General features: G+C 52.7%; 11 protein-coding genes and 1 riboswitch. Of the genes, 9 read left to right on the top strand and 2 right to left on the bottom strand.

All coding sequences use genetic code 11. The annotated features are described in order from the left end of the window. Positions 1-7 precede the first annotated feature (7 nt). The 4 genes from CGC65_RS21705 (at position 8) to CGC65_RS21690 (ending at position 4422) form a co-directional block, all read left to right on the top strand. The gene (locus tag CGC65_RS21705; protein ID WP_002569834.1) at positions 8-796 is read left to right on the top strand and encodes an ABC transporter ATP-binding protein; all 789 of its coding nucleotides are present in this window, start codon (positions 8-10) and stop codon (positions 794-796) included. Then, complete coding sequence (locus CGC65_RS21700; protein ID WP_002569833.1) at positions 790-2001, top strand: ABC transporter permease; 1212 nt, start codon at positions 790-792, stop codon at positions 1999-2001. Before CGC65_RS21705 ends, CGC65_RS21700 begins: the two co-directional genes overlap by 7 nt. 117 nt (positions 2002-2118) lie before the next feature. After that, the gene (locus CGC65_RS21695) at positions 2119-3318 is read left to right on the top strand and encodes a TolC family protein (protein ID WP_038281868.1); all 1200 of its coding nucleotides are present in this window, start codon (positions 2119-2121) and stop codon (positions 3316-3318) included. Positions 3319-3321: 3 nt separating this feature from the next. Then, complete coding sequence (locus tag CGC65_RS21690) at positions 3322-4422, top strand: TolC family protein (RefSeq protein ID WP_002569831.1); 1101 nt, start codon at positions 3322-3324, stop codon at positions 4420-4422. Between the two features lie 48 nt (positions 4423-4470). Here the strand turns inward: CGC65_RS21690 and CGC65_RS21685 are convergent, their stop codons facing one another. Both CGC65_RS21685 and CGC65_RS21680 read right to left on the bottom strand, forming a co-directional pair. Continuing rightward, positions 4471-5169, bottom strand: coding sequence for a response regulator (locus CGC65_RS21685; protein WP_002569830.1), 699 nt, complete (start codon positions 5167-5169; stop codon positions 4471-4473). Then, positions 5162-6694, bottom strand: a complete 1533-nt coding sequence (locus CGC65_RS21680) for an ATP-binding protein (protein ID WP_002569829.1) — start codon at positions 6692-6694, stop codon at positions 5162-5164. The genes CGC65_RS21685 and CGC65_RS21680 overlap by 8 nt, the downstream gene beginning before the upstream one ends. A 166-nt stretch (positions 6695-6860) precedes the next feature. Between CGC65_RS21680 and CGC65_RS21675 the strand changes: the two genes are divergently transcribed. The 5 genes from CGC65_RS21675 (at position 6861) to xdhA (ending at position 14738) form a co-directional block, all read left to right on the top strand. Next, on the top strand, positions 6861-8153 hold the full coding sequence (locus CGC65_RS21675; RefSeq protein WP_002569828.1) for a TrkH family potassium uptake protein: 1293 nt from the start codon (positions 6861-6863) through the stop codon (positions 8151-8153). A gap of 58 nt (positions 8154-8211) precedes the next feature. After that, the gene (locus tag CGC65_RS21670) at positions 8212-8886 is read left to right on the top strand and encodes a potassium channel family protein (protein ID WP_002569827.1); all 675 of its coding nucleotides are present in this window, start codon (positions 8212-8214) and stop codon (positions 8884-8886) included. A gap of 456 nt (positions 8887-9342) precedes the next feature. Next, positions 9343-9438: riboswitch (purine riboswitch) on the top strand. A gap of 156 nt (positions 9439-9594) precedes the next feature. Continuing rightward, the gene (locus CGC65_RS21665) at positions 9595-10866 is read left to right on the top strand and encodes an amidohydrolase family protein (protein ID WP_002569826.1); all 1272 of its coding nucleotides are present in this window, start codon (positions 9595-9597) and stop codon (positions 10864-10866) included. Between the two features lie 115 nt (positions 10867-10981). After that, positions 10982-12376 carry an NCS2 family permease gene (locus tag CGC65_RS21660; RefSeq protein ID WP_002569825.1) on the top strand — a complete coding sequence of 465 codons (1395 nt, stop codon included), beginning with the start codon at positions 10982-10984 and terminating at the stop codon, positions 12374-12376. Between the two features lie 73 nt (positions 12377-12449). Then, on the top strand, positions 12450-14738 hold the full coding sequence (gene xdhA / locus CGC65_RS21655) for a xanthine dehydrogenase subunit XdhA (protein ID WP_002569824.1): 2289 nt from the start codon (positions 12450-12452) through the stop codon (positions 14736-14738). The last annotated feature ends 12 nt before the right edge of the window (positions 14739-14750 follow it).

The following is a 14750-nucleotide window of genomic DNA, read 5'->3' as shown; positions in this document are numbered from 1 at the left end:
GCGCCGTATGAAGAAGTGGATGAAGTTTTTACACAGGGACAGCATGATTCAGGAAGAGGTCTATGACGGACCCCTGATTAAGCTGGAGAATCTGGTCAAGATATATGATACCGGGGCCATTAAGGTACTGGGACTAAAGAAGATAAACCTTACCATTGAACGGGGGGAGTTTGTGGCCATCATGGGACACTCCGGATCCGGAAAATCCACCCTGATGAACATACTCGGGTGTCTGGACCGGCCTACCCTGGGACATTACTACCTGGACGGCATTGACGTGGCAGACATGACGCCGGACCAGCTCTCCGATATCAGGAACCGGAAAATCGGGTTTGTGTTCCAGTCCTTTAACCTGATATCCAGGACATCGGCCCTTAAGAATGTGGAGCTGCCCATGACCTATGCCAGGGTGCCAAAGGCCAAACGGGCGGTCAGGGCCCAGCTGCTATTGGAACGGGTGGGGCTGGGAGCCAGGAAGGAACATATGCCAAACGAGCTCTCCGGAGGTCAGAGGCAGAGGGTTGCCATAGCCAGAGCCCTTGCCAATGAACCGCCCTTAATTCTGGCAGACGAGCCCACAGGAAACCTGGATACCGCCTCCTCGGTGGAAATCATGGAGCTGTTTACAAAGCTTCACCAGGAAGGGGCTACCGTGGTGCTGGTTACCCATGAGGAGGATATAGCAGCCTTTGCCCACCGCGTGATACGGTTCAGCGACGGGCAGATACAGAGTGACAAATTGAATGCGGCCAGGGTGACTTCTGAGGACGGGAAGGGGGGGAGAGCAGAATGCTGATTGAAAACATGAAGATGGCATTTTCTGCCATCCGGTCCAATAAGATGCGTTCCGCCCTGACTATGCTGGGAATCATCATCGGCATTGGTTCCGTCATAGCCATCGTGTCCATCGGAGATACCATGCGCGGACTTTTCTCTGATTTATACAAGGATGTGGGGATTACCCAGGCCTATATATCCATTGGTTACTGGGTAGATGATGTGCGGCAGAGCGATTATTTTACCCTGGACGAGATGGAGCGGGCCAAGGAGGCCTTTAAGGACCAGGTCGCCTATATAGACAGCAGTGCCTATACCAGCAGTGATGCCGAGTATAAGCGGACTAAGATTAAATTTGACTATCAGGGAATTGACTACAATTACCAGGATGTGCAGCCGGTGAACGTGGTGTACGGCCGCTATCTCAACGAGGGAGACATCCTGGGAAGAAGGAAGAACGTGGTCATGGATACCAAGAGCGCCCAGATGCTGTTCGGCACTGAGAATGCGGTTGGGCGGTCCTTCAGAACCACCTTATATGGCTCTACCGACGACTTTACGGTGGTGGGTGTGTACCGCAAGGAGGTCAACGCCTTCCAGGCCCTGATGATGGGCAACAGCGATGACAAGGGGTCGGCATTCATTCCATACACCCTTCTGACCTGGCCCAACGACTATTTTTACCAGCTTCATGTGTATGCAAAGGACGATGTGAACCTGGACCAGTTTTTCAGCCAGTTCAAGGCATATGCGGCCAAGATGCACGGCAGGCAGCCGGAGGATATGTACATGTATACGGCCATGCAGGAAATGACCTCAGTGGACAGCATGATGGGCAGCCTGTCCATGGCAGTGGGCGGTATCGCGGCCATTTCGCTGATGGTGGGCGGAATCGGCATTATGAATATCATGCTGGTGTCCGTGACGGAGCGTACCAGGGAAATCGGCATCCGGAAAGCCCTTGGAGCAAGGACCAGGGATGTGTTAATACAGTTTTTGACGGAGTCAGCCATATTGTCAGCCTGCGGCGGCATTATCGGTGTCATACTGGGAGTGGGAACCGTATCCCTGGGAGGATTCCTTCTGGGATTTGCGGTGGTCATAAAACCGGGGGTCATCGTGGTTGCAGTGTCATTTTCAGCAGTGGTCGGTATCTTCTTTGGATTATATCCTGCATCCAAGGCAGCCAAGGCAGACCCGATAGACGCGCTGCGTTACGAATAGACGGGATATCCCGACGGAGCAAATCAAGGATGCGGCCGGAGGAAATCAATGATGCGGCTGGAGGATATCAAAGGATGCGGCCGGAGGAAATCAAGAATCGAGACAGGAGGAAAGCAAGTGAGACGGATGAGCGGTACATGGAAGAGAGCAGGAGCCATGGGATTGGCCCTGATGCTGGCCCCGGTTCCGGGCATGCTGCGGCCGGTGACTGTATGGGCCAGTCCGGAGTTTGCCTATTCTGCGGACAAATGGGCGGCGCTGAGGGATGATGTGCTGGAATACGGGGAGCTGGCTGACCTGGTCCACGAATACAATGCCACGGTTATCAATAACCGTCTGGAATACGACGACTACAGGGGCAAGGACCACGATGAAATGAAAAATGCCTACCAGGATATTGCTGACAGGCTCTATGATTCCAGCGATAAGATAATGGATTCCGTCAATGAGGACCAGCCGGGATACGCGGGAACAGCGGTGGGGGCCATAAGCGCCCGCCTGCAGGCTGAACAGAACCAGGAGCTGGCTGATTCACAGAATGAGGACGGACGGGTGAAGAAGCTGGAGTACGACAGACAGGAGGCTGTTCTTGTAAAGGATGCCCAGACAAAGATGATATCCTACTGGCAGAAGGCCAAGGCGCGTCCTGCCCTGGAGGAGGATGTGAACCAGGCCAGGTCAAAGTATGAGGCCATGGCAGTGAAAGCAGGCCAGGGCATGGCTACCCAGGCTGAGCTGCTTGGGGCCCGGGAAAAGATGGAGGCAGCCCAGGCAGCCCTGGAGACCAATGACAGGGAGAGGGACGGACTGCGCAGAGAGCTCTGCGTCATGACGGGTTGGGATCACAATGCCCAGCCGGATATCAGGGAAGTGCCGGTGCCGGATGCCGGGGAGATGGATCAGATTGACCTGGAGTTTGATAAGGAAAGGGCCATAGAGCAGAACTTTACCCAGACAGCCAATGAGCGCCGTCTGATATTTACAGGCAACGGGACCCAGTGGGATGTGATGAACCAGAAGGTGGAGACTGGCCGCAGGCAGATTGAGGCGGATGTGGAAGCCAGATATAAGCTTTTGGAGCAGGCCAGGGCTGATTATGAACAGGCGGCGGGCGAGCTGGAGCTGGCCCGTACCGGGGCCCAGACAGCCGAGCGCAAATACAGCCTGGGCATGATTTCCAAAAATGAATATACACAGCAGCAGGGAACCATGGCCTCCAGCCAGTCCGCATGTGACACGGCAGGCCTGAAATACAGACAGGCCCTGGAGGATTACAGATGGGCGGTCAACGGCCTTGCACAGACAGAGGGGGCATAGGATATGGTGAAAAAATACTTACTGCTCTGCATGGGCCTCTTCTTTGCCTGCCTGTACCCTTTGGAGGCCCATGCAGATGCAATGCCCGATGTCATTCGTTATGAGGAGTTAGAGACGCTGGTAAAAGCCAGCAGCCCCCAGATACAGATGGAACAGGCGCAGTATGACAGCCGCCTGGCGCGGTACGAGAATGCCAGGGAGGAAATCATGGAAACCAGACGTCTTCTCAGGGAGGAGGCCGAGGACCTGGAGAAGAACGGGGACAAAGACAGTGCCGGCCAGTACCGGGCCCAGGCCAAGACCCTGGAGGATGCGGCCAAGGATATGGATAAGCAGATTCGCTCTGCCCAGGGCAGCCAGGCGTCCATGTCCCTTCGCAGGATGGAGGATACCGTACTCTGGACAGCCCAGAATCTTATGGGCACCTATAATACCCTTAAAACGGAACAGGAGGCGGCTTTGGCTCAGGCAGAGTGGAAACAGAGCCAGTATGAGAAGCTGCTGCGCCAGGTTCAGACAGGAAGCGCCTCTGCCGCCCAGGCGGACCAGGCAGGAAAAGAGGCTGATGCGGCAGCTGCCAAGGCAAAGGCTGTACAGGACGAGATGGAACGGGTGAAGAAGGAGTTATTCATTCTCACCGGAATTCCGGAAGGCTCCCAGGCAGAAGTCGGTCCCATGCCAGCGCCCCGGCCTGAGCGTGTCCTGGAAATGGGAGGCAGCACCGACAAATGGCGCGCGCTGGGCAACAATTATTCCCTGAGGGAACAGAGGAGTGGAGGAGCCAGCTCCAATAAAGAACTCCATGCCCGCCAGCGGGATATCCGCCAGAGTGAGGAGGCTATGTACGGCCAGCTGGATACACTGTATCAGGATGTCCTGGCCAGCCAGACACTCTGGACCAGCGCAGCAACGTCCATGGCATCCCAGGAAGCCGCGTTCCAGGCAGCATCCAACAAGCTGGCCCTGGGAATGCTGTCGCGCCAGGAATATCTGGAGGCAAAAGCGGCCTACATGGACGCCGCCGCTGCCAAAGAAAGGGCAGACACAGGCTTCCAGCAGGCCATGGATACATATGACTGGGCTCTGAAGGGTTTCATGACATAAATAATGACATAAATACCATCGGATTTCATCTATTGGTTGTATAATCCCTTACCGCTTCATCATCCGGTACCCCACTCCCACGTGGGTCTGGATGTACTGGGGCTGTGAGGGATTTTTTTCAATCTTTTTCCGCAGGGAGGCCATGAAAACACGGAGGGAGGCCACGTCCCCTTCCCAGGCTGCACCCCATATTTCCCGGGTTATGTAGGAGTGGGTCAGGACCTTTCCAACATTGTGGGCAAGGAGGCAGAGAAGCTTGTATTCATAGGGAGTCAGGTGCAGTTCCTCCCCGTCCAGGCAGGCGCATCCCGCCGCATAGTCAATGGTCAGCCCGCCGTTGGCAAACAGGGAGGTCTGTACTTCCTCCAGGGACTGCATATAGCTTAACCGTCTCTGGGTGGAGCGGAGTCTGGCTAAAAGCTCGTCCACGGAAAAAGGCTTGGTCAAATAGTCGTCCGCCCCGGCGTCCAGGGCCGCTATCTTGTCGCTGTCCTCGCTTCTGGCGCTGATGACAATAATGGGGGTATTGGTCCAGGAACGGATTTTAAGAATCACGTCCACTCCGTCCATGTCCGGAAGCCCCAGGTCCAGTAAGATGATGTCAGGTCTCTGGGAAGCAGCGGACAGGATGCCCTGTTCTCCCTTATCCGCCCATATATAATGGTAATCGTGCATCTCCAGGGTGGTGGCGATGAGATTTTTCACTGCTTTGTCATCCTCTATAATCAGGATGGATGGCTTATTCATGTAGGGATACCTCCTTGGCTGGTAATGTAAGCCGGAATATGCTTCCGGCAGGTTTGTTGTCTAAAACTTCGATGGTGCCCTTGTGGGCGCTCAGTATTGCCCTGCAAAGGGGCAGTCCCAGTCCCATGCCCCGCTTTCCGTCCGCGGATTTGTGGCCGGTGGTATAGAACATTTCAAAAATCTTTTCCTTTGACTCATCGGGAATACCGGGCCCGTTGTCGCTGACGTCAATGACGGCAGAGGCGCCTTCCTGGCGGCTGTTTACCATGATGGTGGAACCTTCCGGTGTGTACTTCACCGCATTGTCCACCAGGTTGGTTATGACTTGTATAATCAGCCTGGCATCCATGTCAGCCAGGATATAGTCACCCACCTGATTTACCCTGATGGTGTGGTGTTCGTGACGCCGGTTGATATGGCGCATGGCTTCGTCTATGACTTCCTCCAGCAATTCGGTTTCCATGTGCAGGTGGACGCCCTGGCCTTCCATACGGGTGATGGACAGAAGGTTTTCCACCAGATTGATAAGCCACATGGAATCATCGTATATGTCCCTGTATATCCGGCTACGGTGTTCGGCCGACAGGTTCTCCCCATCGCTCATCAGGACACCTGCATTGCCGGATATGCTGGTGAGCGGGGTGCGCAGGTCATGGGAGATGGAACGCAGCAGATTGCTCCGGAGCTGTTCCGCCCGGGCCATGGCCGCTTCCTCCTCCCGCTTCCTGGAAATATATTCTTTTTCCAGCGCCATGGAACACTGGGCTATGATGGCTACTGCCAGACTGTTTTCAAAGTCGCCGGGAGGCGTGGTGCCCACATGAATTCCCATGACGCCATAGACAGCGCCTGAGCTTTGAAGGGGCAGGAAGTGGTAAGCTGCTGCAGGAAACAGCCCTGTGGCAGCCCCTGTTTCCTTTCCCTCCTGAAAGCATTTCCGGGCAGCAGTCAGTTCCTCTAAGGTGTCAGGGGCTGGTCCCCTTCCTGTTGCGGGAGAAGAGTACTCACGGAAACAAAGGGGGGACTTAAGGCCGGCTCCATCCTGTTCAAAGCAGGTAATGTCCCTTTTGAGCAGTTTGTTCAGCTGTATGGCGGTACAGGTCAGGATATCCGCCGGTGCAGCGGCCTTCTGGAGCATCTGGCTGGTGTCCAGGATGACGCCGGAGCGGTAGGCATCCTGTTGGGAAAGCCGTGCCTTTTCTTTCATCTGCACGGTGAAGGAACTGGTAAATACAGCTGCCAGAAATGTAATCAGAAGGGTAAGCTGGGTGCCTGCGTCCTCTGCCTTCAGGACGAACATGGGCTCTGTAAATATGTAGTTGAACAGCAGTACGCTGGCCAGGGAAGCGCTGATGCTGTACCAGCGGCTGGCTGTGACTGCCGCCACCACCAGGACTCCCAGAATATATACGGTAATGATATTGGCCTGGGACAGGCCAAGGGTTTCTAACAGGAATCCAATGGCAGTGGCTGCGGCCAGGACTGCCATGGTTTTTAGGGTGTCAAGGATTCGGGAACGGGCCATGGAATGAAAAACCTCCTTCATTGTCTACCCGGACAGTATATCATATCTTTGGGTTAAATGACTGTATCTTTATATAATATTTATATAATCTTTATACCGGAGGCGGTTCCGTTATACCTGCTTTATGCCCTTAGTGGTAAGCTTGAAGGCACTAGGAGGTGATTATATGAAGTATCTGGAAAGGCAGTCTCCGGCCAGAATCATTGCCATTGGTTTTCTGGCCGTTATCCTTACAGGATCTTTTTTGCTGATGCTGCCGGTGTGTGTAAAGCCGGGAGTCAGGCTTCATTATGTGGATGCTCTGTTTACATCCACCAGCGCAGTGTGTGTTACCGGTCTTATAGCCGTGGACACAGCCGATACCTATACGACTCTGGGCCAGACCGTGGTGGCTCTTTTGATTCAGATCGGCGGTCTGGGTGTGACCTCAGTGGGCGTGGGCGTGATTCTGGCTCTTGGAAAAAGGGTGAATTTAAAGGAACGCCTTCTGGTAAAGGAAGCCCTTAACCTGGATTCCGGCAGGGGAATCGTGTGTCTGGTGAGAAATGTACTGATTACCACCCTTTGTTTTGAGGGAGTGGGAGCTGTCTTAAGCTTCCTGGTATTTTCCAGGGATTATCCGCCCTTAAAGGCGGTTGGCATCAGCCTGTTCCACTCTGTGGCCGCGTTTAACAATTCGGGGTTTGATATACTGGGGGGACTTAAAAACCTGACAGGATATCAGGACAATGTGCTGTTGAACCTGACTACGGCCGGACTGATTATATTTGGAGGGCTGGGCTTCCTGGTCATCATGGATTTGATAAAGAACCGCTCCTTTAAAAAGCTGTGCCTTCACTCCAAGGCGGTGATTGTGACAACCCTGATACTTTTGGCATCCGGCACAGTATTGATTTGGCTGACAGAGGATATTACCTGGCTGGGCGCGTTCTTTACCAGTGTATCGGCCAGGACAGCGGGCTTTTCCACATTTCCTCTGGGAGAATTCACTTCCGCCGGACTGCTGAGCGTTTCCGTGCTCATGTTCATCGGCGCTTCACCGGGGTCCACAGGAGGCGGCATCAAGACCAGCACCTTATTTACTTTGTTTCATACCATCAAAGGTGCTGCCTGCAATGAGGAGCCCCATGCCTTCCATTACCGGATTCCCCAGGAGGCATTTTACAAGGCAGCCATTGTGACGGCGCTGTCGGCCCTGGTGGTGTGCCTGGGAACCTTTTTCATGTGTATCCTGGAGCCTGGGATTCCTTTTGAGGATATTCTGTTTGAAATCACATCGGCTTTCGGAACCGTGGGTCTGTCCACCGGCATTACGCCGGGACTCAGCTCCCTAAGCAAGCTTCTGGAGGTGCTGGTAATGTATATCGGCAGACTGGGGCCGCTGACCATTGTGACGATTTGGGTATTCAAACCCACTAAATCCGTATCCTATGCGGAAGGAAGCATTTCCATCGGATAGGGGAAGATAAGTGAAATAGCGGTAAGCACATTTTGAATGGATAGAGGAGGTTTTATATATGGCACGAAAACAGACAGAGGCAATGTCCTATGGAATCATAGGTCTGGGAAGGTTTGGAAGCGCACTGGCGGCAACCCTGGCAGAGGCGGATAAGGAGCTTATGGTGCTGGACAGAAGCGAGGAAAAAATCAGGCAGGCCAGAAACTACACGGAACATGCGTATGTGGTAAAGGATCTGCAGAAGGAGACACTGCGGGAGACAGGAATACAGAACTGCGATGTGGTGGTGGTCTGCATCGGTGACAAGGTGGATGTGAGCATTCTCACCACTCTCAATGTAATCAATCTGGGTGTGCCCCAGGTGGTGGCCAAGGCCAACAGCCCGGAACAGGGCGAGATTCTGGAGAAAATCGGAGCCCAGGTGGTATATCCTGAAAGGGACATGGCAGTCCGCCTGGCCAGAAGGCTTATCTCCAAGCGCATATTCAATCTCTTTGAGCTGGACCAGAACGTGGATATATCTGAAATAAAGACCACCAGGAAGCTTACGGGCCAGTCTGTGCGGGATGCACAGCTGAGGAACCGGTACGGCATCAACATAATCGCTATCACCAGAGGCGGATGGCTGACCACAGATGTAAGCCCGGATTATGTGTTCCAGGACGAGGATACGGTGATTGTGATTGGGGAGCGGGAGAAGATCAAGCGCTTGGCAGACGATTTGGCGCGGTGACAGAGGATGGGATGCGTGGGGGAAAGTCATTTAAACAGATGACCAAACAGCTCTTTCTCTTTAAAAATGTAAAAAAACCAGGAGGAAATTTTCTTGATGGAGAGTTCCTTCTGGTTTTTTGCATAGGTTCATAACCGGCCTGTTTCTTCTGCTGTTATACTGTTTCTGTTAACCGGAATAAACAAAATCACACCGTAAAACGGCATATGCCAGCCGTAAACCATCCGGCGTTCCGGACACGTTTGGGACAGCTCCTCCGTCTGGCGGATCTATATTAACCACATCGTTATGTTTTGAAAAGAATATTGGTTTCGCACAAAGAAAAAGGAGGAATTTCATATATCTGCCAATTATTTTATACAAAATGTAGAAAATGCACAAAAAACACAAGATATATTGACATTGAGTTGTCTATTGTGATAGACTCAAGATGTCAGAAGATGACGCAATAGAATAGAAGTATAAGTATTCAAAACTTATATATGCTCAAGATAGGTTGAGCGTTTCTACCAACTACCGTAATAGTTGACTATAAGTTTTCACATCAGGTACTGCCCGGGGCGCCGGAGACAGGCTGATGTGGAGCCTTAGGAACAGCGGTGGTTTTTTTGTTTGCAAAAAAATGCAGATAGAAGCCCGGGCCCGCCGCTGTACGGGTGAATACAAGGGTGCGCCGGTCACCGGCGTATCACGGAAAAGGAGGAGCATATGGCAGAAAATTTTGTATTAAAGGGCAATATCTGCTACAGCCAGGATTCCCGCACACTGATTTGTGTTGAACAGGGATATCTGGTATGTGCAGACGGCGAATCAGCCGGCGTGTACAAAGAACTTCCGCAGATGTATGCAGGCTTTCCTCTGACGGATTATGGAGACAGGCTGATTGTGCCGGGTCTTACGGACCTTCATCTCCATGCCCCGCAGTATTCATTCAGAGGTCTGGGTATGGACCTTGAACTATTGGAATGGCTGAACACGCGGACGTTTCCAGAGGAGGCCAAGTACAGCGATATGGAGTATGCCGGGAAGGCATATACCATATTTGCGGAAAACATGAAACACAGTGCAACCACAAGGGCTTGTATATTTGCAACCATGCACAGGGAGGCTACGGAGCTTCTCATGGATTTGATGGAGGAGACCGGACTTAAGACCATGGTAGGCAAGGTCAACATGGACCGGAACAGCCCGGATATCCTGGTGGAGGAGACAGCGGAATCCCTGAGGGAGACCAGACAATGGCTGGAGGACATAAAGGGACGGTACAGGAACACGGCTCCCATTCTCACGCCAAGGTTCATTCCCACCTGCTCCGACACCCTGATGGAAGAGCTCAAGAAGATTCAGATGGAGTATGATCTTCCGGTCCAGTCCCATTTGTCGGAAAACAAGGGAGAGATTGACTGGGTGAAGGAACTTTGCCCGTGGTCTGAGTTTTACGGCGATGCATACGACCATTTCGGCATGTTCGGCAGCGGCGTGAAAACCATCATGGCCCACTGTGTGTGGCCGCCGGAAGAGGAAATACAGAGAATGAGGGACAACGGCGTATACGTGGCCCATTGTCCCCAGTCCAACACCAACCTGTCCTCCGGCATTGCGCCCGTCAGGACCTATCTGGAACAGGGTATCCCCACAGGACTTGGCACGGATGTGGCCGGAGGAGCGGGAGAGTCCGTGTTCAGAGCCATGGCTGACGCCATCCAGGTGTCGAAGCTGCGCTGGAGACTGGTGGATGAGACATGCAAGCCCCTTACGGCAGAGGAGGCATTCTACCTGGGAACAAAGGGCGGCGGCGGATTCTTCGGAAAGGCCGGAAGCTTTGAGGAAGGATATGAGTTAGACGCGCTGGTGCTGAACGACGAGAGCCTTAAGCATCCTCAGCCTCTGAGCTTAAAGGAGCGGCTGGAGCGGTTCATTTACCTCTCGGATGAGCGCCATATTGACGCCAAGTATGTGGCGGGCAGAAAGATATTTTAACAGAAGATGTTTTAAATGAAAATTGAATAGATACATAAAAGGGCGGAAAGGGGTACCGTTCTTTAAAATAGAAACAGCGGAAAACTATAGGTATGAATTCAAGGAGGTATGAAGTATGGAGAACAAATCAAATCAGGGATTCCTGGAAAAAGTATTTCACCTGTCGGAAAACCACACAGATGTCAAAACAGAGGTAATTGCCGGTATCACCACGTTCATGACAATGGCCTACATCCTTGCAGTGAATCCGAACATCCTGAGCGCCACGGGAATGGACAGAGGTGCTGTCTTTACAGCCACTGCCCTTGCATCCCTGGTTGCCACCCTGCTGATGGCTGCATTTGCCAATTATCCTTTTGTGCTGGCGCCCGGCATGGGACTGAATGCTTACTTTGCATACACCGTAGTACTCCAGATGGGTTATACCTGGCAGATGGCTCTGGCAGCCGTATTTGTGGAAGGCCTTATCTTTATCGCACTGTCTCTTACCAATGTGCGTGAAGCTATTTTCAATGCCATTCCCATGAATCTGAAACACGCAGTATCCGCTGGTATCGGGCTTTTTATCGCCTTCATCGGTCTGCAGAACGCTAAAATCGTGGTGGAGAGCGCCACCCTTGTATCCGTATTTTCATTCAAAGGCTCTCTGGACGCAGGAACATTTAATTCTGTTGGAATCACTGTACTGCTGGCCCTTATCGGCGTACTTATTACCGGTATCCTGGTTGTTAAGAACATAAAGGGAAACATCCTCTGGGGTATTCTCATCACATGGATTTTAGGTATTATCTGCGAAGTGACAGGGCTGTACCAGCCAAATGCAGAGCTGGGAATGTTCAGCGTACTTCCTGATTTCTCCAGCGGTTTCGGTATCCAGAGCATGGCGCCCACCTTCTTTAAGATGGATTTCAGCGGCATCCTGTCCCTGAACTTTGTAACCATCATGTTCGCGTTCCTGTTTGTGGATATGTTCGATACACTGGGAACACTGATTGGCGTGGCATCCAAGGCCGACATGCTGGATAAGGACGGAAAGCTTCCTAAGATTAGAGGCGCCCTTCTGTCTGATGCCATCGGTACCTCCCTTGGCGCTGTATTCGGTACCTCCACCACAACCACATTCGTTGAGAGCGCTTCCGGTGTTGCGGAAGGCGGAAGAACCGGACTTACATCCGTAGTGGCAGCTATATTCTTTGGTCTGTCCCTGTTCCTGTCACCGATTTTCTTAGCCATCCCGTCCTTTGCAACGGCACCGGCTCTGATTATCGTAGGTTTCCTGATGATCAGCTCAATTTTGAAGATTGATTTCAACGACTTTACAGAGGCAATTCCAAGCTACATCGCCATCATCGCCATGCCTTTCATGTACAGCATTTCCGAAGGTATTGCAATGGGCGTTATCTCCTACGTGGTTATCAACGTTGCAACCGGCCATGCGAAGGAGAAGAAAATCAGCCTTCTGATGTATATATTGGCTATATTATTTGTACTTAAGTATGTATTAATTTAAAACGAGCAGCATATAATGCAGACGCCTGGAATACAGGCGTTTGCGCATTCAGGATAAGGAGGTAGAGCACACCATGGGAATTGGTAAAAACATGACCCGCGTTGACGCATTTGACAAAGTCACAGGCAGTGCCAGGTATACAGCCGATTTAGAGCCACAGGGTCTTCTGGTGGCAAAGGTAATACGCAGCACCATCGCCAACGGCGTGGTAAAAAGCTTTGATTTGGAAGAAGCACGGAAGGTGCCGGGGGTAGTGAAGATTGTAACGTGCTTCGATGTACCGGACATCCAGTTCCCCACACCCGGCCATCCATGGTCCGTGGAAACGGCCCATCAGGATATTGCGGACAGGAAACTTCTCAATACCAGGGTGCGGGTCTATGGAGACGATATTGCAGCCGTGATAGCGGAGGACGATATAGCGGCAGCCAGGGCAGCCAGGCTTGTGAAGGTGGAGTATGAGGAGTATGCTCCCCTGCTGACCGTGGAGGACGCCATGGCAGAGGGCGCATCCCGACTTCACGATGAAAAACCGGGAAATGTCATTGCCCATTCTTCTTTTGTGGTGGGCGAAGGGACTTACGGGGAAGCAGTGAAGGAGGAGGGACTGGTGGAGATAGAAAAGGACTACCGGACCCAGAGCGTGCAGCACTGCCACATAGAAACGCCCATCTCCTTTGCCTATATGGAAAAGGGAAGAATCATCGTCACCACATCCACACAGATCCCCCATATTGTGCGCCGTGTCATCAGCCAGGCGCTGGGACTGCCCATGGGCCGTATCCGTGTGATAAAGCCCTACATCGGCGGCGGATTCGGCAACAAGCAGGATGTACTCTATGAGCCCTTAAATGCTTTCCTTACCACCCAGGTGGGAGGAAGAGGGGTCAGGATGGAGATATCCAGGGAAGAAACTCTGGGATGTACCAGGGTGCGCCATGCCATCGAGTTCAAGGTAAAGGCAGCGGCCAGGAAGGACGGCACGCTGGTTGCCAGGAAGCTGGAGGCATATTCCAACCAGGGCGGATACGCGTCCCATGCCCATGCCATCGTAGCCAACTCCTCCAATGAGTTCAAGCAGATTTACAAGGATGAGAAGGTGCTGGAGTCCGATGCCTGGACTGTGTACACCAATCTGGCCACGGGCGGCGCCATGAGGGGATACGGAATTCCCCAGGCAGCGTTTGCCGCGGAATGCATGGCAGACGACCTGGCCCTGGCCCTTCACATGGACCCGTTGGAATTCAGGAAAAAGAACTGCATGAGGCCGGGATACGTTGACCCCCACACTCATGTGAAATGCAATACATACGGCCTGGCGGAATGTATGGAAAAGGGCCGGGAATTCATCCGCTGGGATGAGAAACGCAGGGAATATGAAAACCAGACAGGACCCGTGCGAAAGGGAATCGGTATGGCTATCTTCTGCTATAAGACAGGCGTATATCCCATATCCCTGGAAACAGCATCCTGCCGCATGATACTGAACCAGGACGGCTCCATGCAGCTGCAGATGGGGGCAACGGAAATCGGCCAGGGCGCCGACACCGTGTTTACCCAGATGGCGGCAGAGGTGACCGGAATCACGGAAGATAAGGTAAATGTGCTGTCCACCCAGGATACGGACGTAAGCCCCTTTGATACCGGCGCATATGCTTCCAGGCAGACCTATGTCAGCGGTATGGCAGTGAAGAAAACCGGCGCTATATTTAAGGAAAAGATACTGGATTACGCTGCTTATATGCTGGAGAAGCCCCAGGATACCCTGGATGTGAGGGATAACCACATTGTGGATAAGGAGACCGGAACGCAGCTGTTGCCCATGGAGGAGCTGGCCACCACGGCATTTTACAGCCTGGACCGCTCCGTACATATCACGGCAGAGGCCACCAGCCATTGCAAGACCAATACATTTGCCACGGGTGCCTGCTTTGCGGAGGTGGAGGTGGATATGCCTTTGGGCAAGGTGAAGGTGACCAATATCGTCAATGTACATGACAGCGGAAAACTGATTAACCCCAAGCTGGCTGCTGCCCAGGTACACGGCGGCATGAGCATGGGACTGGGCTACGGACTCAGCGAGGAGCTGCTCTTTGACGCAAAGGGGAGACCGTTAAACGACAATTTGCTGGATTATAAGCTGCCCACAGCCATGGATACTCCGGACTTAAACGCACTCTTTGTGGAGTTGGATGATCCCACAGGTCCCTTTGGAAATAAGGCGCTTGGGGAGCCGCCGGCGATTCCGGTTGCCCCGGCTGTGCGCAACGCAGTTCTTAACGCCACAGGCGTTGCAGTGGACAGTCTGCCCATGGATCCACAGAAGATGGTGAAGCATTTCAAGGAAGCGGGATTAATATAGAAAGGGCGGTGA

It is taken from the genome of Enterocloster bolteae (assembly GCF_002234575.2).
Taxonomy (GTDB): Bacteria; Bacillota; Clostridia; order Lachnospirales; family Lachnospiraceae; genus Enterocloster; species Enterocloster bolteae.
Note: the sequence above shows the minus strand (reverse complement) of the source record. Positions and strands in the feature narration are given on the sequence as shown.

Excerpts from the sequence above, each read along its gene's own strand:
- xdhA (WP_002569824.1), top strand. The coding sequence starts at position 12,450 with ATGGGAATTGGTAAAAACATGACCCGCGTTGACGCATTTGACAAAGTC.
- CGC65_RS21670 (WP_002569827.1), top strand. The coding sequence starts at position 8,212 with ATGGCACGAAAACAGACAGAGGCAATGTCCTATGGAATCATAGGTCTG.
- CGC65_RS21675 (WP_002569828.1), top strand. The coding sequence starts at position 6,861 with ATGAAGTATCTGGAAAGGCAGTCTCCGGCCAGAATCATTGCCATTGGT.
- CGC65_RS21700 (WP_002569833.1), top strand. The coding sequence starts at position 790 with ATGCTGATTGAAAACATGAAGATGGCATTTTCTGCCATCCGGTCCAAT.
- CGC65_RS21680 (WP_002569829.1), bottom strand. The coding sequence starts at position 6,694 with ATGGCCCGTTCCCGAATCCTTGACACCCTAAAAACCATGGCAGTCCTG.
- CGC65_RS21690 (WP_002569831.1), top strand. The coding sequence starts at position 3,322 with ATGGTGAAAAAATACTTACTGCTCTGCATGGGCCTCTTCTTTGCCTGC.
- CGC65_RS21665 (WP_002569826.1), top strand. The coding sequence starts at position 9,595 with ATGGCAGAAAATTTTGTATTAAAGGGCAATATCTGCTACAGCCAGGAT.
- CGC65_RS21660 (WP_002569825.1), top strand. The coding sequence starts at position 10,982 with ATGGAGAACAAATCAAATCAGGGATTCCTGGAAAAAGTATTTCACCTG.
- CGC65_RS21685 (WP_002569830.1), bottom strand. The coding sequence starts at position 5,169 with ATGAATAAGCCATCCATCCTGATTATAGAGGATGACAAAGCAGTGAAA.
- CGC65_RS21705 (WP_002569834.1), top strand. The coding sequence starts at position 8 with ATGAAGAAGTGGATGAAGTTTTTACACAGGGACAGCATGATTCAGGAA.